Genomic DNA, 19,491 nt, shown 5'->3' with positions numbered 1-19,491 from the left:
TGCCCGTGGCCTCGGGATCTGCACGAAACGTGCAACTCGGTATGCGTGCGAGCGTGACTCGCGGTGTTCGGGGGGCGGGTGCGGGGAGTCCACATGGGAACGGCCGCCGCGTCCTGGACGCGGCGGCCGTTCGTCGGTGAGACTTACAGGAACTTGCCACCCAGGGTGACCGCGGCCCACGCGTCCACGTTGCCGTGGCCGTAGAAGCCGTTGAACTCCAGGTCACCCTCGCAGGTGGCCGTGTAGGAGGCGTCGCGGCCCTCGTCGAGGTAGTCGACCGTGCGCGGGGTCGGGCACGGGCGCTCGAACGCGGTCTCCTCGAGCACGCGCTGCACGTCGTCCGGGTCCATCGACGCCTTGCCGCCGCGGAACTTGCCGTACTCGGACACGATCAGCGCCGCCACACCGGTGGCGTGCGGGGACGCCATCGACGTGCCCTGCAGGAACTGGTAGTACCCGCAGACGTCGCCGCGGCACTGCTTCTGCACACCCGCGTCGACACCGTCCGGCGTGATCTCGCCCGTCGCCGGGTCGATGTTGCCCTCGTCGATGCCCACGTTCTTCGGGTAGGTCGACAGGATCATGTTCTCGTTGGTGCGGAACTTCGGCGTGCCGAAGTAGTCGCGGAACCAGCCGCCCGGCGCGGACACCGAGATCTGCTCGAGGCCGTAGCTCGAGTAGTCCGCCTTCGCCATCGACGGGCCGTACGCCGACACGCCGATCGTGTGCGGGCCCTCGATCGGCAGCACCTTGCACGTCGCGTTGTCGATGTCGCGCGGGTGGTTGGTGCCGACCGGGAAGTTCGGGCTCGACAGGTCGTCGTGCGGGTCGCCGTTGTCCTCGTGCTGGTTCCCGAGCGACACCACCTGGGTGACACCCTTGCGGTGCGCGTAGTTCAGCGCGCGGGTCATCGCCGTGGTGATGGTCCGCTGCTGCGCCTGCTGCTCCGGCGTGTCCGCCGGGTTGGCCTGGCAGTTGTACAGCCACGGGTCGACGAAGAACGACATGTTCACCACGTCGAGCCCGGCGTCACCGGCGTAGGTGATCGCGTCGACCACCGGCTGCAGGAAGAACGAGCCCGAGTCCTGCCCACCGCGGATGTTCACGATGGACACGTTCGGCGCGACACCCGAGACGCCGAAACCGTTGGCCGCGGCGGCGATGGTGCCCGCCACGTGGGTGCCGTGGCCGCCGTCGTCCCAGTTCGCCGGGTCGACACAGCCCGCGAACTCGCACGGCCCGTCGACGACGTTGCCGTTCTCGTCGACCGGGATGTCGTGGGTGAAGTTGCGGGACAGCTTCGCGTCGAAGTTCGGCGCGATGTCCGGGTGCGAACCGTCCACACCGGTGTCGAGCACGCCGACCTTCACCCGGCGGTCACCGGGCTGCTCGGTGCGCGCGAGGTCCGAGCGCACGGACGTGAGGCCCCACAGCTGCCCGTCGAGCGGGTCCATGCCGACGGGCGCGGCCTTGCGCTTGCCGTGGCGGCCCTGCCCCCGGTTCTCCTTCTCGATCGCGTCCTGGTCGACCTTGACCTTGCGCCCTTGCGGCGAGTGTCCGATCGCGACGGACCGGCTCGCGTACAGCACCTCCCGCACCGAGCGCAGCCGCTCGGTGAACCCGTTCTCGGGCGCGGTGACGGTGAGCAGGCCGGCCGCCGCGTTGCTGCGGGTGACGTCACCGCCCGCCTTCTCGACCGCGCGTTCCGCCAGGCGCACAGCGACGCCGTCGGCCGCGAGCACGTTGTACTCGACGGTCTTGCCGGACAGCTCCGGCTGCGCCGCGGCCGTGGCGGGCGCGGCGACGACCGCCGCACCGAGCACCACCGGCAGCGCCGCGAGGACCAACTTCCGTTTCACGCACTTCCTCCTCGCCGATCACGTACCCGCTCAGGGCACGACCGATCTTTCCTCAGCGAAGTGACACGCGCTCGGATGCCCCCCGGCGCGTGGCACCAGTTCAGGTACCTCTTCCGCGCAGATCTCCTGCGCCTTCCAGCACCTGGTCCTGAAACGACACCCGGATGGCGGATCGACCGGGCTCGGCACGTCACCCTCAAGGCGGATGACCTGTCGCTGCCCGCGCACGGTCGGATCGGCCACCGGCACCGCCGACAGCAGCGCCTGTGTGTACGGGTGCATGGGGTGGTTGTAGATCTGTTCCTCGGTGCCGATCTCGACGACCTTGCCGAGGTACATCACCGCCACCCGGTCCGAGAGGTGCCGCACCACCGACAGGTCGTGCGCGATGAACACATAGGACAGCCCGAACTCGGACTGCAGGTCTCCCAACAGGTTCATCACCTGCGCCTGGATGGACACGTCCAGCGCGGACACCGGCTCGTCGCAGATGATCACGTCCGGCCGCAGCGCCAGCGCGCGGGCGATGCCGATGCGCTGCCGCTGCCCGCCGGAGAACTGGTGGGGGTACCGGTTGATGTGCTCCGGGTTGAGCCCGACCACGTCGAGCAGCTCCCGCACCTTGCCCGCCCGCGACCCTTTCGGCGCCACTTCCGGGTGAATTTCGAACGGCTCACCGACGATGTCGCCGACGGTCATGCGCGGGTTCAGCGACGTGTACGGGTCCTGCAGCACGATCTGGATGCTGCGCCGCAGCTTGCGCAGCTCGTTGCCGCGCATGGCGAAGATGTCCCGGCCGTTGAACCTGGCCGTGCCGCTGGTCGGCGGCTCGAGCCGCATCAGCACCTGCGCGAGCGTCGACTTGCCGCAGCCGGACTCGCCGACCACGCCCAGCGTCTCGCCCTTGTGCAGGTCGAACGAGACGCCGTCGACCGCGCGCACCTGCCCGACGGTGTGCTTGAACAGCACGCCGACCCGCACCGGGAAGTGCTTGACCAGGTCGCGGACCTCGAGGATCGGCTCGGTGCCCGACGTCTCGCCCCGCAAGCTCCGCTCAGACACGGCTCACCAGCTCCTCCGCGAAATGGCACTTCGAGGTGCGCCCGAAGCCCAGCTTGTGGTCGGGCGGCACGTCGACCGAGCAGACCGCTTCCGCGCGCGGACAGCGCGGGTGGAACGGGCAGCCCGGCGGGATGGCGAGCAGGCTCGGCGGCAGGCCCTTGATCGTGTTGAGCGTCGAGCCCTTCTGGTCGAGCCTCGGCAGCGAGTCCATGAGCGCGGCCGTGTACGGGTGCCCCGGGTTGCGGTACAGCGACACCGCGTCCGCGTGCTCCACGATCCGGCCCGCGTACATCACCGCGATCCGGTCCGCGACCTCCGCCACCACACCGAGGTCGTGCGTGATGAGGATGAGCCCCATCTTGCGCTCGACCTGGATCTCCTTGAGCAGGTCCATGATCTGGGCCTGCACGGTGACGTCGAGCGCGGTGGTCGGCTCGTCCGCGATCAGCACCTCCGGGTCCAGCGCGAGCGACATGGCGATCATCGCGCGCTGCCGCATGCCGCCGGAGAACTCGTGCGGGTACTGCCGCACCCGCCGCGCCGCGTTGGGGATGCGCACCAGGTCGAGCAGCTCGATGGCGCGGGCCCGGGCGTCCTTGCGGGACATCCCGAGGCGCACCCGCAGCTGCTCCTCGATCTGGAACCCCACCGTGTAGACGGGGTTCAGCGCGGACAGCGCGTCCTGGAAGATGATCGCGATGCCCTCGGCGCGCACGTCGTTGCGCCGCTCGTCGTTCACGGCGAGCAGGTTCTCGCCGTGGAAGCGGATCTCGCCGCCGGTGACCACCGCGGGCGGCATGTCGAGGATGCCCATGATCGCCTGCGCGGTCACGCTCTTGCCGGACCCGGACTCGCCCAGCACCGCGAGCGTCTCGCCGGCGTCGACGTGGTAGCTGACGCCGTTGAGCACCTTGGCGACGCCGTCCCGCGTGCGGAACTCGACGAACAGGTCCTCGACCTCGAGCAGCGGGCCGTCCGGCACCGTGCCCGGTTCGTAGGTATCCGTCACGGTCACCTCAGCTTCGGGTCGAGGGCCTCGCGCACCGCGTCGCCCAGCATCACGAACGCCAGGACGGTCGCGGTCAGGAAGCCCGCCGGGAACAACAGCATGTGCGGCGCCACGCGGACGTAGTTGCGGGCGTCGGAGATCATCACGCCCCACGACACCGCGGGGTCGCGCAGGCCGATGCCCAGGAACGACAGCGTGGCCTCGGCGCCGATGAAGGCGCCGAGCGCGATCGTGCCGTACACGAGCACGGGCGCGAGGCAGTTCGGCAGCAGGTGCTTGAAGATGATCCGCGACGGCGCCGCGCCGAGCGCACGCGCGGCCTTCACGTAGTCCTGCTGTTTCGTCGCGATCGCCGCCGAGCGCATGATCCGCATCGCGACCGGCCACGACAGCACGGCGATCGACGCCACCACCGCGGCGACGATCGGCACCGCGCCGCGGACCTCCGCGTTGCGCACCAGGTTCAGGATCACGATCGCGCCGAGCACGAACGGCAGCCCGAAGAAGATCTCCCCGAGGCGGGACAGCAGGCTGTCCACCCAGCCGCCGAAGTAGCCGGCGAGGATGCCGAAGAACCCGCCGAGCAGCACGGTCAGCACGCTCGCCGCGACGCCGACGAGCAACGTCCAGCGGGTGCCGTACACCACGCGGGCGAACACGTCGCGGCCCTGCAGGTCGTAGCCGAACCACGCGTCCCCGGACGGTGGCTGCCGCGAGAAGTCGAGGTCCTTGTGGCCGGGGTCCACCGAGGTGAACCAGCCGGGGAAGACGGCGACCACGACCAGCAGCAGGATGACCGCGCCCGAGATGATGAACAGCGGCCTGCGGCGCAGGTCCCGCCAGGCGTCCGACCACAGGCTGCGTGGCTTGCCGGGCTCGCCGGTCTGGTGTTCGGGCGCCGTGACGTAGGCCGAGACACCCTGGTCCGCGGCCGTCCCCACGGCCGCCGTCGTCGGGTCAGTCATAGCGGATCCTCGGGTCGAGAACGGCGTACAGGAGGTCGATGAACAGGTTCACCAGCAGGAAGACCAGCACCAGCAGCACGACGACGCCGACCACGATGGCGCCCTGCTTGTCGAGGATGCCGTCGAACACGAGGCGGCCGACACCGTGGATGCCGAAGATGCCCTCGGTGACGATCGCGCCGCCCATCAGGTTGCCGATGTCCGTGCCGAGGAACGTGATCACCGGGATCGCCGAGTTGCGCAGCAGGTGGATGCCCACGATGCGGCGTTGCGGCTGCCCCTTGGCGAGTGCGGTGCGCATGAAGTCGGCGCGTCTGTTCTCCGCGATCGACGCACGGGTCAGCCGCGACACGTACGCCATGGACAGGCTGCCGAGCACGAACCCGGGGATGAGCAGCTCACCCCACGTCGCCTTGGACGAGACGGTCGGCGTGAGGATCTCCAGCTGGAAGCCGAGCACGATCTGGATCACGAAACCCGTGACGAACGTGGGGATCGCGATCAGGAACAGCGTCGACACCAGCACCAGGTTGTCCAGGAACCCGCGGCCGCGCAGGCCGGTCAGGATGCCCGCGCTGATGCCGATGATGGCCTCGATGGCCACCGCGACCACCGCGAGCCGCAGCGACACCGGCGCCGCGTTCGCGATCATCTCGCCGATGGGCTGCTCGGCGTAGGTCTGCCCGAAGTCACCGGTGAGCAGCGCTCCCATGTACTTCAGGTACTGCACGACGACGTTGTCGTCGAGGTTGTACTTCTCGGTCATCGCCGCGACGAACTGCGGTGGGCACGGCCGTTCGCCGCACATGCCGGTGAACGGGTCACCCGGCACTGCCCACACCAGAAAGTAGATCAGGAACGTGGTCCCGATGAAGACCGGGATCAGTTGCAGCAGACGGCGGAGGACGTAGCGTCCCATGTCATCTCCCTCGAACCCCCGAGTGGGCCGGCATCCGGACGGGATGCCGGCCCACTTGTGCTGCCAGCGGTTACTTGACCTCGACGTACGAGAGGTCCAGTTCACGCTTCGGGGTCAGCCGCACGTTGGTCAGGCGCTCCGACCAGCACGCGATCGACGGGGTGTTCCACAGCGGGACGACCGGCATGTCCTCGGCGATCAGCTCCTCCGCCTCGTGGTAGAGCCGGTAGGCCTCCTCCGTCGTCTCCGCGGAGTCGGCGGCGGCGAGCTTGGCGTCCACCTCGGGGTTGGAGTAGTCGTTGTCGTTCGAGGAACCACCCGTGCGGAAGATCGGGTTCAGGAAGTTCTCGACCAGCGGGTAGTCCGCGAGCCAGCCCGACCGGTAGATCTGGGTCATCTGCCGGGCGTTGATCTTGTCGCGGATCTGGCCGAACTCCTGGACCGGCTCGAAGGTGCACTCGGTGCCGAGCGAGGCCTCGATCTGACCGCAGACGGCCTCGATCCACTCCTTGTGCCCACCGTCGGCGTTGCTGGTGAGCTCGATGGGACCGGTGTAGCCCGACTTCTGGAAGAGCTTCTTGGCCTCCTCCGGATTGTACTCACACCACTTGCCGCAGGCGCCGTCCTCGTAGCCCGGCACCTTGTCCATGGCGTAGCCCTTGATCGGCTGGCGGTTGCCCTCGAAGATCGTCTTCGTGACCTGCTCGCGGTCGATCGCCATCGAGATCGCGTGCCGGAAGTCGGCGCTCTGGAACTTCTTGTCGTACAACGGGAACGCGATCGCCTGGATCGCCATGACCGGGTAGGCCTTGGCGCGGCCGGGCAGGTCGGTCTCCCAGACGTTGCCCGCGATCGCCTGCGGCGGCGCGGTGTCGAGGAAGTCGAGCTGGTTGCCCTTGATCTGGGTGTAGGCCGCGTCGGAGTCGGTGAAGACGAACTTCACCTTCTTGATCTTCGGCTTGTCCGCGCCCTTGTAGTCGTCGTAGCGCTCGACCTGCAGTTCCTGGTCGGGCACGCGGGCGACGTACTTCCAGCCACCGTTGCCGATCGGGTTCTTCTTCCACGCCTCCGGGTCCTTGAAGAACGAGTCCGGCAGCGGCATGAACGCCGAGTACCCGGTCTTGTCCTTGAAGATCGCGTGCGGCTTGGTGAACTTGATCTTGAACTCGTAGTCGCTGACCTTGGTCAGACCGGAGAGCTTGTCCGTCTTCGGCTTCGCGGCCTGCTTCGGGCCCTCCGGGCCGTCGGGGTCCGGCGTCCAGACGTCCTCGAAGCCCTGGATCTGCGTGAAGAACGTCGCGTGCTGCTGCGCGTTCGGGCCGTACGCCGTGTAGTTCCAGGCGTTGATGTAGCTGTCCGCGGTGACCGGCGTCCCGTCGTGGAACGTCCAGTCCTTCTTGAGCTTGACGGTGTACTCGTCCGGCGCGGTCAGCTCGAACGACTCGGCGTTGGCCTCGCGCGGCTGCCCGGAGACCGGGTCGTAGTCCATCAGGCCGGTGAACAACGCGTCGACGATCTTGCCGCCGCCGGTCTCGCTCGTGTCCCCTGGGACCAGCGGCCGTTCCGGCTCCGTGCCGAAGACGGTGACCTCCGTCGACTCGTTCTTCGCCGGGTCACCACCGCCCGCGCCGGGCTCCTCCTCGCCACCGCTGCCGCAGCTCGCGAGGGCGAGCGCGGCCGCAATCGGAATCGCTCCGGCTGTCAACCAGCGCGGTCTACGCATGGGGGTTCCTCCTCCAAACCTGGCCATCCTCCCGGAATGTGAGAGGACGTTAACGGCCCGGAGTTGCCCGGCCCAGGCGCACCTGAGTCACAAAGAAATCACAATCGTCCGTTCCTGACGCCAAACTGGACGCTGCGGAGCGGCGCGGTGACGGCGAGCGACCGGGACTGCGCCATCCGGGTGGCGTCACCCGGATGCTCGTCCCGTCACCGCAAGGAAAGTGCGATCCCGTCGAGGATGTCGTGTTCGGAGACCAGAAGTTCGCGCACACCAGGGAGTTTGTCCGCGAGCACGGCGGTGATGAGCGCGCCGCCGCCGATCACGTCGACGCGGCCGGGGTGGATGACCGGGTTCGCCGCGCGCTCTTCTTTCGTGGCAGCGAGAAGCCGCTGGGCCGTTCGGCTGATCTCGTCGCGCGAAAGGCGGGACAGGTGCGTGCGTTCGGAGTCGTACTCCGGAAGTCCCTGTGCGACAGCCGAAAGCGTGGTGATGGTGCCCGCCACCCCGACCCAGGTCCGGGCGTCCGCGACCGGCACGGCGTCCAACGCGGGCTGCAGCGCCTCGGCCGCGAAGGCCCGCGCGGCCGCGATTTCCCCTGCTGTGGGCGGGTCTTCGTGCAGGCAGCGCTCGGTGATGCGCACGCAGCCGACGTCGACCGACATGGCTCCGGCGATGTCCGCGCGCTTCCCGTCCCACGTGCCGACGACCAGTTCCGTCGAGCCACCACCGAGATCGGTGACCAGGAACGGCCCGTCGGCCGGGTCGAGGTCGCCGACCGCGCCGGTGAACGACAGCCGCGCCTCCTCGTCGCCGGAGATGACCTCCGCCTCCACACCGAGGAGTTCCTTGGTCATGGCGAAGAACTCGGCGCGGTTGGTCGCGTCGCGGGTGGCGGAGGTCGCGACCATGCGGGCCCGCTCCACGCCCTTGCGCGCGCAGATCCGCGTGTAGTCGGCGAGTGCGTCCCTGGTGCGGCCGATGGCGGCGTCCGACAACCGCTTCGTCGCGTCCACGCCCTCGCCCAGCCGGACGATCCGCATCTCGCGGTGCACGTCACGCAGGTGCACGGTCCCGTCGTCGTGCTCGGTCAGGTCCGCGACCAGCAGCCGGATGGAGTTGGTTCCGCAGTCGATCGCCGCTACTCGTGCCATGCCGCAAGCCTAGGTGGAACGCCAGGTCGTCTTCCCGCCAGCACTGCCTGCGGGAACCCGCGAGTCTTGGTGCCATGGATCTCAACCTGAAGGGCAGGACCGCCCTGGTCACGGGCGGTACGAAGGGCATCGGGCTCGCCATCGCGCAAACGCTTGCGGCAGAAGGCATGTCGGTGGTCGCCGGGGCCCGTTCGGCCGCCGACATCGACGGGGTGACGGTGGTCCCGGTGGACCTGTCCACGTCGGACGGACCGGCCGCCCTGGTCAGCGCCGCGATGGAGTTGTTCAGCGGCATCGACGTGATGGTGAACAACGTCGGCGTGAGCGAACCGGGCGCCTCCGTGCTCGCGTTCAGCGACGAGTCGTGGCAGCGGGTCTTCGACGCGACGTTCTTCTCGGCCGTCCGCACGATCCGCGCGGCGGTCCCGCACATGCGCGACGGCGGGTCGATCGTGAACATCAGCTCGCTGAACGCCCGGTTCCCCGCGGGCATGATCGCCCCCTACAGCGCGGCGAAGGCGGCGCTCACCAACCTCGGCACGATGCTGTCGGAGGAGCTGGCGCCGAGGATCCGCGTCAACACGGTCTCCCCCGGCCCGGTCCGCACGCCGATGTGGACCGGCGAGCAGGGCTTCGCGCACGTGTTCGCCGCGCAGCTCGGCACGACCGCCGAGGAGGTGATGGACAAGGTGCTGCCGGAGACGATGGCCATCACGGCGGGCCGGGTCGGCGAACCGCGGGAGGTCGCGGACCTCGTCGCGTACCTCGCGTCGGACCGCGCGGCCTGGATCACGGGAGCCGACTACGTGGTCGACGGCGGCATGGACAAGACCGCCTGACGACAGCCCCTATATACAGTGCAGCGCGCACCCCGGAGATGAGGAAGGGCGCGCCCGGAGAGCCGGGCGCGCCCTTCCTTATATATAGGTGTCGCTGTCAGGTGCTGGGCACCGCTTCCTCGGTCGAAGTGACCGAGTCGCTCGACGAGCTGCTGTCCCCCGCGGCGGAGGACGAGGAGCTGCTGCTGCTCAGCGCGGACGACGAGCTGCTGTCCACCGGGCTCGACGACGACGGGCCGCCGTCGGGCGAGGTCCCGCTGGGCGCGCTGCTCCAGCTCGACCCCGAGCTCGGGAGCGAGGTGGAAGTCGGCGGCCGGGTCGCTGTGCAGGTGGGCGACGTCGTCGTGGTGGTCGTGGTGGTAGACGTCGAGGTCGGCGGCGTCGTCGTGGACGTCGGCGACGTGGTGGTGCCGCACGGCGGCCTGGTGGTCGTCGGCGTGGTCGTCGGCGTCGAGGTCCGCGTGCTCGTGGTGCCCGACGTCGGCGGCTTCGGCGCGTTCGTCGACGGCGTCTGCTTCGGCGGCGTGTTGCCGATCGACGGCGGGCCCATCGCGAACGCGTCCGTGTCCGGGAGCACCGGGTCGCCTGCCATCGGGTCGACCCCGCGCGCGTACGCGTCGGCCCAGGCGAGCACCGTGGCCACGTAGCTGTTCGAGTGGTTGTAGCGGAACACCGCGGTCGCCCGGTCCTGCGGCTTCGACAGGTCCAAGCCGCCGGAGCACAGGTACTTGCCCGCCGCGACCGTCGCGTCGAAGACGTTGTGCGGGCTGCGCACGCCGTCGCCGTTGCCGTCCGCCGCGTACCCCGCCCACGTCGACGGGATGAACTGCATCGCACCGACCGCGCGGTCCCAGCGGGCGTCGCCGTCGTAGGCGCCGCCGTCGGTGTCGGCGATCGCGGCGAAGCCGCCGCCGTTCAGCACCGGGCCGAGGATGTGCGGCACGGTGTTGCCCTCGGCGTCGAGCATGCCGCCACGCGCGTGGTTCGACTCGATCTTGCCGATGCCGGCGAGCAGCGACCAGTGCAGGTTGCAGTCGGGCTGGGTCGACGCGAGGGTCTCCGCCGCCCGCATGTACGCCCCGAGCATCGTGCCGCTGATGCGGTGCAGGCCGGCGGGCACGTCCCGGCCGAGGTGGAAGACCGTGTCCTCGTCGTCGACGCCGTCGAGCAGGTCGGCACCGATCTCGTCGTCCACGGCGACGTCGCCGGAGGCGCTCACCGAGCCGGGATCGGTCATGCCGTTCAGCCCGTCGCCGACCCCACCCGCGACCTGGATGGGAGTGCTGGCCAGACTGATCGGTTCACCCGCCACCGCCGCTGCCACCAGCAACACCGTGCTGGTCGCCGCCGCGATCTTTCTGCGCCGTCTCCGCAGCCGCCGCTCAGCTGCTTTTCCGTTCCGCGCGCTCACCAGTACCGAACCCCTTCGCCGAGCTCGACGGACAGGTCGCCGTCCGTCGCAGCCTGTGTTCCGCATGACACCGTCTCACGATCCATCATCACAAGAAAGGGGTCAGTGGACGGTCAAGTCGTAACCTTCCGCATCCTCGACGTCGATATAGGGCCTCCTGGTTGCCCTTTCGGGTACGCGTGGGTACTTCTTGACGAAACTTGCCAGTTACCAGTTACCCGGAATCCGGGTCACAGGCAATCGCCCGCGGGCCAGTCCTTCTTGAGCAGCTCGACGGTCTCGTCGCCGAACGGGTTGACCCCGGGGCCGACCGCCAGGGCGTGCGCGACGTGGACGTGCAGGCACTTGACCCGCCCCGGCATGCCACCCGCGCTGACGTCGGTGCCCAGCGGTTCGATGGCGTTCCGCTCCGCCAGGTACGACTCGTGCGCGGCGAGGTAGGCGGCGGCCAGCTCCTCGTCCTCGGCGAGCCGCGCGGTCATCTCCTTCATGAGCCCGCTCGCCTCGATCGTGCTCGTGAGCGACGTCAGGCGCGGGCACGTCAGGTAGTAGAGCGTGGGGAACGGCGTGCCGTCCTCGAGCCGGGGGCTGGTCTGGATCACGGCCGGATGCCCGCTCGGGCAGCGGTGCACGACTGCCCGGATGGCCCGTGGCGGCCTGCCCAACTGTGCGGCGACGGCGGCGCGGTCGGCTTCGCTGACCGTCATTCCCCCGACACCGCGTTCCACAGCAGCTGGTACCACGACGCTTCCTTCACCTTGCCCTTGTCCGGTTCCTTGGCGCCTTCTGCCTGGCCCTCCGGCAGTTCGACGATGTACGGCGTCTCCCCCGGCATCACGTACCGCAGCCGCCGCCGGGCCTCCGCCTCGACCTGCGCCGGGTCGTCCAGCTCGGCCTTGCGCGCCTCGAGCTTGTCGACCTGCGCGCGCAGCTCGGCCTGCAGCTGCTCCTGCCGCGCCACGTCGTCGCGCTGGCTGAGGTAGGTGCGCAGCGGCACCGCCACCGACAGCGCCAGCGCGCAGAACACGATCGCGAAGACCGCCGCCCGGCGCGTGGTGGAGAGCCCGAACGTGGCCGCCGCGCGCACGGTCCTGCTGCGGGCCGTGCGCCCGGGGGACACCGGACGCTTCGGCCTGCCGTCCCGTGGCCTGCGCACGCTCTGCGGGCGCCGGCCACCGGTGGTGCGCCGCCGTTCGGTGTCCCGTCCGGGCTCGTCGGCCATGGGGACCTCAGCTCTCCGGGTTGTACCTGGGGAAAGCGAGGTCGCCCGCGTAGCGGGCCGCGTCACCGAGGATCTCCTCGATGCGCAGCAGCTGGTTGTACTTGGCGGTGCGCTCGCCGCGGGCGGGGGCGCCCGACTTGATCTGCCCGACGCCGGTGGCGACGGCCAGGTCCGCGATCGTGGTGTCCTCGGTCTCGCCGGACCGGTGGCTCATCATGCTGCGGTAGCCGTAGGAGGTGGCCAGGTTGACCGCGTCCAGCGTCTCCGACAGCGTGCCGATCTGGTTGACCTTCACCAGCAGCGCGTTGGCCGCGCGGCGGGCGATGCCCTCCTCGAGCCGCTCCGGGTTGGTGACGAACAGGTCGTCGCCGACGATCTGCACGCGCTCGCCGATCTCGTCGGTCAGCCGCACCCAGCCGTCCCAGTCGTCCTCGGACAGCGGGTCCTCGATCGACACGAGCGGGTAGGAGCCCAGCAGCTCCGCGTAGTAGGCGCTCATCTGCTCGGCGCTGCGCTTGGTGCCCTCGAACACGTAGGCGCCGTCCGAGTAGAACTCGGTCGCCGCCACGTCCAGGGCCAGCGCGACCTGCGAGCCCAGCTTGTAGCCCGCCTTCTCGATGGCCTCGACGATCAGGTCGAGCGCCTCGCGGTTGGACGACAGCGACGGCGCGAACCCGCCCTCGTCACCCAGGCCGGTGGCGAGGCCGCGACCCTTGAGCACCGACTTCAGCGAGTGGTAGACCTCCGCGCCCCAGCGCAGGGCCTCGCGGAAGGACTCGGCGCCGATCGGCGCGATCATGAACTCCTGGATGTCCACGTCGGTGTCGGCGTGCGCGCCACCGTTGAGGATGTTCAGCATCGGGACGGGCAGCACGTGCGCGTTCGGGCCGCCGATGTAGCGGAACAGCTCCAGGCCGCTGGACTCCGCGGCCGCCTTCGCCACGGCGAGGGAGACGCCGAGGATGGCGTTCGCGCCCAGCCGCGACTTGTCCGGGGTGCCGTCCAGGTCCACCAGCTTCTGGTCGACGATCCGCTGGTCCACGGCGTCGACACCGGAGAGCTCCGGGCCGATCTCGTCGAGCACCGCCGCGACGGCCTTCTCCACGCCCTTGCCGGAGTAGCGCTTCGCATCCCCGTCGCGCAGCTCGACGGCCTCGTGCTCACCCGTGGACGCACCCGACGGCACCGCCGCGCGGGCCAGCGTGCCGTCGTCGAGAGCGACCTCAACCTCGACGGTCGGGTTACCACGCGAGTCCAGGATCTCCCGCGCGCCGACCTGCTCGATTACCGCCACGTGCTTGCTCCTCAACCGGTTCAGGGATGACTCGACACGAGAGTACCCAGCCCCTGGTTTCCCCCGTTGGAGGCACGCGCATCGCGGGGGTGAACGGAGCGTGATCACCCGCGTGGATCTTCGCGGAACACCCCACCCGGGGGTAGCGTTGTGCCCACCATGACTCCCGACGCCCAGGGCTATTTCGAGGCGTTCCGCCGCGCAGAGTCGCTGGTGGCGCAACGCCGGCCCCTGGACGCCCTGGCAGCGCTCGAACCGGTGCTCGACGCGGAACCGGACAAGTCGTCCGTGCACCTGCTGGCCGGCCGCGCCTACCTCATCTCCGCGCAGCTCCGCCGCGCCGAGCAGGCGTTCCGCCGCGTCATCGAGCTGGACCCGACCGACCACTACGCGTTGTTCGCGCTGGGCAAGACGCTGCAGCGGATGAGCAGGCTGGCCGAGGCGCAGACGCAGCTGCGGCTCGCGGTCGCCATGCACCCCGACCCCGCCTACCAGGAAGCCCTCGGCGAGGTCAGCGCCCGGCTGTCGGTCGAACGCGACCGTTAGAGCTTGGCGGCGGCCCGGGCGTAGGCGTCCGCGCCGTCGAACACGTTCCGGCCGTAGGCGACCGACTCGTTGTAGGTGAGCACGGCCCGCCACCAGCCCTCCGCGCTGGACAGGTCGCCGCCGGACGCGCACAGGTAGCCCGCCGCCGACAGCGCGGCGTCGTCGATGTCCTGCGGGTCGGGCGCGGCGCCGTCGCCGTTCGCGCGCACGCCCCAGCGCGCCCACGTCGTCGGCAGGAACTGCATGGCGCCGACCGCGCGGTCCCACGTGGTGTCGCCGTCGAGGCGGCCGCCGTCGGTGTCGGCGATGGCCCGCACGCCTGGCGAGCCGTCGAGCGGGATGCCGATGATCGGCGGCGTCAACCTGCCGTCGTCGCCGATGCTGGTGCCGTTGTAGCGCCCGTGGTGCGACTCGACCCGGCCGACGCCGGCGAGCGTCGCCCAGTTGATCTTGCAGTCGGGGTCGCTCGCCCGGATGGCGACCTCGGCGCGCGCGTACGCGACGAGGCTGCGTGCCGGGATCTCGGTCTTCTCCGACAGCCGCTCCGCCCACGCCTCGATGTTCTCGGTGCCCCGGCCCTTCGCGACCGCGGTCGCGGTCGGCACCGTGGCGCCGGGCGCCGCGTTGAGCTCCGGCACCTCGAAACCGGGGGGCGGCTGGGTGGGCGCGGGCGGCGAGCCGGACAACCGGTCGAGGCCGACCACGACGACCGTCACGCCCGCCACCAACGCGGCGACCACCAGGATCACCCAGCCCAGCCGGCGGCGAGGTGGGGGCTCCGGCGTGGGGCGGTCGATCGTCGGAACGGGAGATGCCACGACCTCAGGCTACGTATCCCGGCGACGTGGTGTGGCTCACCCGGCCGAAAAGGGTCGCGAATCGTCCGGTTTCGACCCGCAAATCCGTTGCCTGAGCTGGACAAACACCCTATTCCAGGCAGCGCTGAACGCGTTTCGGTTGCAGCGCGCCGCTGCCGCTGGACTTTGCAGGGAAGCCTTACCTATCTTCAGCAAGGTTAGGCATACCAATGGGAGGAAGCCGTGCTGTTCAGCAGCGCGCTGATCGGACTGCGCGAAGGTCTCGAAGCAGCCCTGGTGGTCAGCATTCTCATCGCCTTCCTCGTCAAGTCGGACCAGCGGTCCGCCCTGAAGTGGGTGTGGGGCGGCGTCGCGGCGGCCCTGCTGATCTGCGTGGGCATCGGCACCGCGATCGCGTACACGATCGGCGAGCTGCCGTTCGAGCAGCAGGAGATCGTCGGCGGTTCGCTGTCGATCATCGCGGTCGGGTTCGTGACCTGGATGATCTTCTGGATGCGGGCGACGGCACGCACGATCGCGAAGGAGCTGCGCGGCAAGCTGTCCGACGCGCTCGCGATCGGGCCGGTCGCCGTCGCCGTGATGGCGCTGCTCGCGGTCGGCCGCGAGGGCCTGGAGACGATGGCGTTCTTCTACGCGAACGTCCGCACCGCCGAGCGCGGCACCCACCAGCCGCTGATCGGCTTCGTCGTCGGCATCGCCGTCGCCATCGTGCTCGGCTGGCTGATCTACCGCGGCGCGATCAAGTTCAACATGGCCAAGTTCTTCACGTGGACCGGCGTGCTGCTGGTGTTCGTCGCGGCGGGCATCCTCGGTTACGGCCTGCACGACCTGCAGGAAGCCCGTGTGCTGCCGGGCCTGGACACGCTCGCGTTCGACCTGTCCGGCCCGATGCCGGAGGACTCCTGGTACGGCGCGCTGCTCAAGGGCCTCTTCAACTACTCCGCCCAGACCACGGTGCTGCAGGCCGTCGTGTGGGCCCTGTACGTGGCGGTCGTCCTGACCGTCTTCCTGTGGCCGCGCAAGCAGGTCAAGCCCGCGGCCGCCCCCACCTCCACCCCGGTTCCCGTCAAGGAGCACCTGTGATCCCGACCAACACCCGCGCCGCGCTCGCCGGCGTCGGTGCGTTCGCCGCCGTCGCGCTCGCCGCCTGCGGCACGGCCACCCCGTCCGAGGAGGCGGGCGGCGCCATCGCCGTCAAGGCGAACGACTCGGCCTGCGAGGTGGCCCGCACGTCCGCCGACGCGGGCACCATCACCTTCGAGGTGACCAACGACGGCAGCCGGGTCACCGAGTTCTACCTGTACGCCGAGGGCGACCGGATCATGGGCGAGGTCGAGAACATCACCCCCGGCCTGACGCGGCGGCTGATCGTCGAGGTGTCCGAGTCCGGCAAGTACCAGACCGCGTGCAAGCCGGGCATGCAGGGCAAGGGCATCCGCAGCGAGTTCACCGTGACCGGTGACGCGAAGAAGGCGGTCGACACCGACGAGAAGCTCGCCGACGCCACCAAGAACTACCAGCGGTACGTGAACTCGCAGGTCGTCGCGCTGGTCGACAAGACGAAGGAGTTCACCACCGCCGTCAAGGCGGGCGACGTCGCGAAGGCCAAGGCCCTGTTCCCGGTGTCGCGGATCTATTGGGAGCGCATCGAGCCGGTGGCCGAGAGCTTCGGCGACATCGACCCGAAGATCGACGGCCGCGAGGACGTCATCGAGGAGGGCATGGCGTTCACCGGCTACCACCGCCTCGAGAAGGACCTGTGGACCACCGGCCTGCAGCCGGACTCCGGCGCGATCGCCGACCAGCTGCAGTCGGACATCGAGGACCTGGCGTCGCGCGCGAAGACGGTCGAGCTGACCCCGCTGCAGCTCGCGAACGGCGCGAAGGAGCTGCTGGACGAGGTCGCCACCGGCAAGATCACCGGCGAGGAGGACCGCTACTCGCACACCGACCTGTGGGACTTCCGCTCGAACGTGGACGGCTCCCAGGCGGCGATCGCCGCGCTGCGCCCGGTGATCGAGGAACGTGAGCCTGCGCTGCTCACGACGCTGGACGACCGCTTCGCCGCCGTCGACGCCGTGCTGGAGAAGCACCGCAAGGGCGACGGCTTCAAGCTCTACACGGAGCTGACGCAGGCCGACATCAAGGAGATGGCGGAGGCCGTGGACGCGCTCGGTGAGCCGATCAGCCAGGTGGCAGAGGTGGTGGCGGGCCAGTGACCGGGCAGGCGAGGCTTTCGAGGCGCAAGCTGCTCGGCGTCGTCGGCGCGGGCGCGGCGGCCGCGGGCGCCGGTGCCGCCGCGGGCGCGTTCACGTCGCGGGCGCTGTCCGACGACCCGGTGACCAACGCGTCGCACGCGGCCGAGGCCGTGCCGTTCCACGGCCGCCACCAGGCCGGGATCGTCACCCCGGCCCAGGACCGGATGCACTTCGTGGCCCTGGACGTGCGCACCAGCGACCGCGCCGAGCTGGTGGAGCTGCTGAAGGACTGGACCAGGGCGGCGGAACGCATGACGCAGGGCCTGGAGGCCAAGCCCGACGGTGCGGTCGGCGGCCTCCCGGAGGCGGCCCCGGCGGACACCGGTGAGGCACTGGACCTGCCGGCGTCGGCGCTGACCCTCACCATCGGGTTCGGCGCGTCCCTGTTCGACGACCGCTTCGGCCTGGCCGACAGGCTGCCGCCGGCACTGGCGCCCCTGCCGAGGTTCCCGCAGGACGACCTGGACCCGGCCCGGTCCGACGGCGACATCTGCATCCAGGCCTGCGCGAACGACCCGCAGGTGGCGGTGCACGCGATCCGCAACCTGGTCCGGCTGGGCTTCGGCAAGGTGGCGGTGCGCTGGTCGCAGCTCGGTTTCGGCCGCACGTCGTCGACGTCGACGGCGCAGGCGACGCCGAGGAACCTGTTCGGTTTCAAGGACGGCACGCGGAACCTGAAGGCCGAGGAGACCGAGGCCCTGGCGGAGCACGTCTGGGTCGCGCGGGGCGACGGCCCGGACTGGATGGTGGACGGGACCTATCTCGTGGCCCGCCGCATCCGCATGCACATCGAGATCTGGGACCGCACCCCGCTCGTCGAGCAGGAGCAGATCGTCGGCCGCACGAAGGGCACCGGTGCACCGCTGGGTCAGGTAGCGGAGTTCGACGAGCCGGACCTGCACGTCAGAGGTGCGGGCGGGGTCCCGGTGATCAAGGAGGACGCCCACATCCGCCTCGCGTCCCCGGAGTCGTTGAACGGTGTCCGCATCCTGCGCCGCGGCTACAACTTCACCGACGGCACCGACGGCCTCGGCCACCTCGACGCGGGCCTCTTCTTCGTGTGCTTCAACAGGGACTCCCGCAAGCAGTTCGTGCCGATGCAGAAGGCGCTGTCGGCGAAGGACAGCATGATGGAGTACCTGGAACACACGGGTTCGGGCCTGTTCGCGGTCCCGCCGGGCGTGCCGAAGGACGGCTACTGGGGCGAGACGCTGTTCACGTAGGCCGGCGCGCCGACACCGCGTACAGGAGCGGGATCCGGGGTGCGTCGTCAGGCAGCCGGAACCACCCGTCGTCGTCCTGCACCATGCCCTCCCAGCGCGGCCACGGCAGTTTCGACGTCTCCCGCAGCCGCTCGATCACCAGCCCCGCCCCGATCAACGCGTTGACGACGGCGGCGACCTCGTGCCGCCACTCGTAGGCGACCCGCGCCTCGGTGAGCGGCGGCCCGTCGGTGTACGTGTAGGTGGCGTCCCGCTCCTCGGCCCCGCGCCCGGACAGGAAGTCGTCGCGCAACAGCAGCTCCTGTGAGCCGTCAGCAGGCGGCACCACCCCGAGCGAGTACAGCAGCGGGTGGAACTCGACGACGTAGAAGGTGCCTCCGGGCCGCAACAGCCGGCTGACCACGTCCGCCCACAGGTCGAGGTCCGGCAGGTAGCACAGGGCTCCCTTGCCCGTGTAGATCCGGTCAAAGGTGCGGCCCCCGAGCACGTCGAGGGCGTCGTACACGTTCCCCTGCACGTACTCGATGTCCACGCCGTGCCGAGCCGCCACGGACCGCGCCTGCACGACGGACTCCCCGGAGATGTCCAGCCCGACGACCCGAGCCCCCCGCCGCGCAAGCGCGATGGTCTCCACCCCGAGGTGGCACTGCAGGTGCAGCAGGTCGACCCCGTCCAACTCCCCGAGGTCCCCCCACTCGTACTCGGCGAACCACGACTCAGCCGGCCGCGACCCGTCCACCCCGTAGAACGAACTGGCGAGGTGGATCGGCGTCCGCTGATCCCAGTTGGCCTGGTTGGCCAGCATCATCTCCTCGACCCGAGGCTCGAACCCACGCACAGAGCCATACAGCCACACGAAGAAGACTCATGTCCACCGACGCAAGTAGGAATCAAGCGAGAACAACCCAGAGGGGGGAGGCTCCCCCTGAGCTGGACGCCTGCTTCGGGATTCCCGCAAGCCGCCGACATCCCGCCGCCCCGGCGGTGGGCCTCGGCTCCACGGTCGCTCTCACCGTGGGGAGCCGTTGGGGCCGGTGGCTGCGGCGCAGGCGGCCGGTGTCGGCTGCGGCCTCGACCGCGACTAACGCCGCGGTCGAGGCTTGCGGCGGTAGCCGCAAATCGGGCTCCAGCCTCGCAGCGGCCAAAGCCACACTGTCGGCTGCGACCCTCAGCCGCGGTGGCCTGCGGCATC

Annotated in this window: 18 protein-coding genes; 5 read left to right on the top strand and 13 right to left on the bottom strand. The window is 69.9% G+C overall.

What is annotated here, in order from left to right; translation table 11 throughout:
- Window positions 1-143: 143 nt before the first annotated feature.
- The 7 genes from ACYQ77_RS37190 to ACYQ77_RS37160 all read right to left on the bottom strand — a co-directional run bounded on the left by ACYQ77_RS37190 (window position 144) and on the right by ACYQ77_RS37160 (window position 8,688).
- A complete protein-coding gene (locus tag ACYQ77_RS37190) occupies window positions 144-1,859 on the bottom strand; it encodes a S8 family peptidase (protein ID WP_459720368.1) in 1,716 nt (571 codons plus the stop codon).
- Between the two features lie 30 nt (window positions 1,860-1,889).
- Complete coding sequence (locus tag ACYQ77_RS37185) at window positions 1,890-2,921, bottom strand: ABC transporter ATP-binding protein (RefSeq protein ID WP_459720365.1); 1,032 nt, start codon at window positions 2,919-2,921, stop codon at window positions 1,890-1,892.
- Complete coding sequence (locus ACYQ77_RS37180; protein WP_459720626.1) at window positions 2,914-3,903, bottom strand: ABC transporter ATP-binding protein; 990 nt, start codon at window positions 3,901-3,903, stop codon at window positions 2,914-2,916. The genes ACYQ77_RS37185 and ACYQ77_RS37180 overlap by 8 nt, the downstream gene beginning before the upstream one ends.
- 29 nt (window positions 3,904-3,932) lie before the next feature.
- The gene (locus tag ACYQ77_RS37175) at window positions 3,933-4,895 is read right to left on the bottom strand and encodes an ABC transporter permease (protein ID WP_459720363.1); all 963 of its coding nucleotides are present in this window, start codon (window positions 4,893-4,895) and stop codon (window positions 3,933-3,935) included.
- A complete protein-coding gene (locus ACYQ77_RS37170; RefSeq protein WP_459720362.1) occupies window positions 4,888-5,814 on the bottom strand; it encodes an ABC transporter permease in 927 nt (308 codons plus the stop codon). The genes ACYQ77_RS37175 and ACYQ77_RS37170 overlap by 8 nt, the downstream gene beginning before the upstream one ends.
- A 70-nt stretch (window positions 5,815-5,884) precedes the next feature.
- The gene (locus ACYQ77_RS37165; RefSeq protein ID WP_459720359.1) at window positions 5,885-7,519 is read right to left on the bottom strand and encodes a peptide ABC transporter substrate-binding protein; all 1,635 of its coding nucleotides are present in this window, start codon (window positions 7,517-7,519) and stop codon (window positions 5,885-5,887) included.
- 224 nt (window positions 7,520-7,743) lie between these two features.
- Window positions 7,744-8,688, bottom strand: a complete 945-nt coding sequence (locus ACYQ77_RS37160) for a Ppx/GppA phosphatase family protein (RefSeq protein ID WP_459720356.1) — start codon at window positions 8,686-8,688, stop codon at window positions 7,744-7,746.
- A 74-nt stretch (window positions 8,689-8,762) separates the two neighbouring features.
- On the opposite strand from ACYQ77_RS37160, the gene ACYQ77_RS37155 reads away from it, so the two are divergent.
- Window positions 8,763-9,527, top strand: coding sequence for an SDR family oxidoreductase (locus ACYQ77_RS37155; protein ID WP_459720353.1), 765 nt, complete (start codon window positions 8,763-8,765; stop codon window positions 9,525-9,527).
- A 97-nt stretch (window positions 9,528-9,624) separates the two neighbouring features.
- Here the strand turns inward: ACYQ77_RS37155 and ACYQ77_RS37150 are convergent, their stop codons facing one another.
- The 4 genes from ACYQ77_RS37150 to eno all read right to left on the bottom strand — a co-directional run bounded on the left by ACYQ77_RS37150 (window position 9,625) and on the right by eno (window position 13,454).
- Window positions 9,625-10,851, bottom strand: a complete 1,227-nt coding sequence (locus ACYQ77_RS37150; RefSeq protein ID WP_459720350.1) for a lytic transglycosylase domain-containing protein — start codon at window positions 10,849-10,851, stop codon at window positions 9,625-9,627.
- 317 nt (window positions 10,852-11,168) lie between these two features.
- Window positions 11,169-11,645, bottom strand: a complete 477-nt coding sequence (locus ACYQ77_RS37145; protein ID WP_459720347.1) for a DUF501 domain-containing protein — start codon at window positions 11,643-11,645, stop codon at window positions 11,169-11,171.
- Window positions 11,642-12,160, bottom strand: coding sequence for an FtsB family cell division protein (locus ACYQ77_RS37140; protein WP_459720344.1), 519 nt, complete (start codon window positions 12,158-12,160; stop codon window positions 11,642-11,644). Before ACYQ77_RS37140 ends, ACYQ77_RS37145 begins: the two co-directional genes overlap by 4 nt.
- 7 nt (window positions 12,161-12,167) lie before the next feature.
- Entirely contained in the window at window positions 12,168-13,454 is a 1,287-nt protein-coding gene (eno, locus tag ACYQ77_RS37135; RefSeq protein ID WP_459720341.1) for a phosphopyruvate hydratase, read from the bottom strand.
- A 159-nt stretch (window positions 13,455-13,613) separates the two neighbouring features.
- Here eno and ACYQ77_RS37130 point away from each other — a divergent pair, with 159 nt between their 5' ends.
- Entirely contained in the window at window positions 13,614-14,000 is a 387-nt protein-coding gene (locus ACYQ77_RS37130; RefSeq protein WP_459720338.1) for a tetratricopeptide repeat protein, read from the top strand.
- Here ACYQ77_RS37130 and ACYQ77_RS37125 read toward each other — a convergent pair.
- Window positions 13,997-14,818 (bottom strand): lytic transglycosylase domain-containing protein, encoded by an 822-nt coding sequence (locus tag ACYQ77_RS37125; RefSeq protein WP_459720335.1) that lies wholly within the window; start codon window positions 14,816-14,818, stop codon window positions 13,997-13,999. The genes ACYQ77_RS37130 and ACYQ77_RS37125 overlap by 4 nt on opposite strands.
- A gap of 222 nt (window positions 14,819-15,040) precedes the next feature.
- Here ACYQ77_RS37125 and efeU point away from each other — a divergent pair, with 222 nt between their 5' ends.
- The 3 genes from efeU to efeB are packed head-to-tail and all read left to right on the top strand — an operon-like array spanning window position 15,041 to window position 18,299.
- Entirely contained in the window at window positions 15,041-15,901 is an 861-nt protein-coding gene (efeU, locus tag ACYQ77_RS37120) for an iron uptake transporter permease EfeU (protein ID WP_459720332.1), read from the top strand.
- The gene (gene efeO, locus ACYQ77_RS37115; RefSeq protein WP_459720329.1) at window positions 15,898-17,037 is read left to right on the top strand and encodes an iron uptake system protein EfeO; all 1,140 of its coding nucleotides are present in this window, start codon (window positions 15,898-15,900) and stop codon (window positions 17,035-17,037) included. Before efeU ends, efeO begins: the two co-directional genes overlap by 4 nt.
- Window positions 17,034-18,299, top strand: coding sequence for an iron uptake transporter deferrochelatase/peroxidase subunit (efeB, locus tag ACYQ77_RS37110; RefSeq protein ID WP_459720326.1), 1,266 nt, complete (start codon window positions 17,034-17,036; stop codon window positions 18,297-18,299). Before efeO ends, efeB begins: the two co-directional genes overlap by 4 nt.
- Here the strand turns inward: efeB and ACYQ77_RS37105 are convergent.
- Window positions 18,292-19,137: a class I SAM-dependent methyltransferase gene (locus ACYQ77_RS37105; RefSeq protein ID WP_459720323.1), complete on the bottom strand. Its 846-nt coding sequence runs from the start codon at window positions 19,135-19,137 to the stop codon at window positions 18,292-18,294. The two genes, efeB and ACYQ77_RS37105, sit on opposite strands and share 8 nt — an antisense overlap.
- Between the last annotated feature and the right edge of the window lie 354 nt (window positions 19,138-19,491).

Source organism: Actinophytocola sp. KF-1, from assembly GCF_054661535.1.
The sequence above is the reverse complement of the archived record's forward strand: the minus strand, read 5'-3'. Positions and strand labels throughout refer to the sequence as shown.

Bases quoted from the DNA above. Each gene is read 5' to 3' on its own strand.
- ACYQ77_RS37160 (WP_459720356.1), bottom strand. From the start codon at position 8,688: ATGGCACGAGTAGCGGCGATCGACTGCGGAACCAACTCCATCCGGCTG.
- ACYQ77_RS37145 (WP_459720347.1), bottom strand. From the start codon at position 11,645: ATGACGGTCAGCGAAGCCGACCGCGCCGCCGTCGCCGCACAGTTGGGC.
- ACYQ77_RS37140 (WP_459720344.1), bottom strand. From the start codon at position 12,160: ATGGCCGACGAGCCCGGACGGGACACCGAACGGCGGCGCACCACCGGT.
- ACYQ77_RS37170 (WP_459720362.1), bottom strand. From the start codon at position 5,814: ATGGGACGCTACGTCCTCCGCCGTCTGCTGCAACTGATCCCGGTCTTC.
- ACYQ77_RS37155 (WP_459720353.1), top strand. From the start codon at position 8,763: ATGGATCTCAACCTGAAGGGCAGGACCGCCCTGGTCACGGGCGGTACG.
- ACYQ77_RS37130 (WP_459720338.1), top strand. From the start codon at position 13,614: ATGACTCCCGACGCCCAGGGCTATTTCGAGGCGTTCCGCCGCGCAGAG.
- ACYQ77_RS37175 (WP_459720363.1), bottom strand. From the start codon at position 4,895: ATGACTGACCCGACGACGGCGGCCGTGGGGACGGCCGCGGACCAGGGT.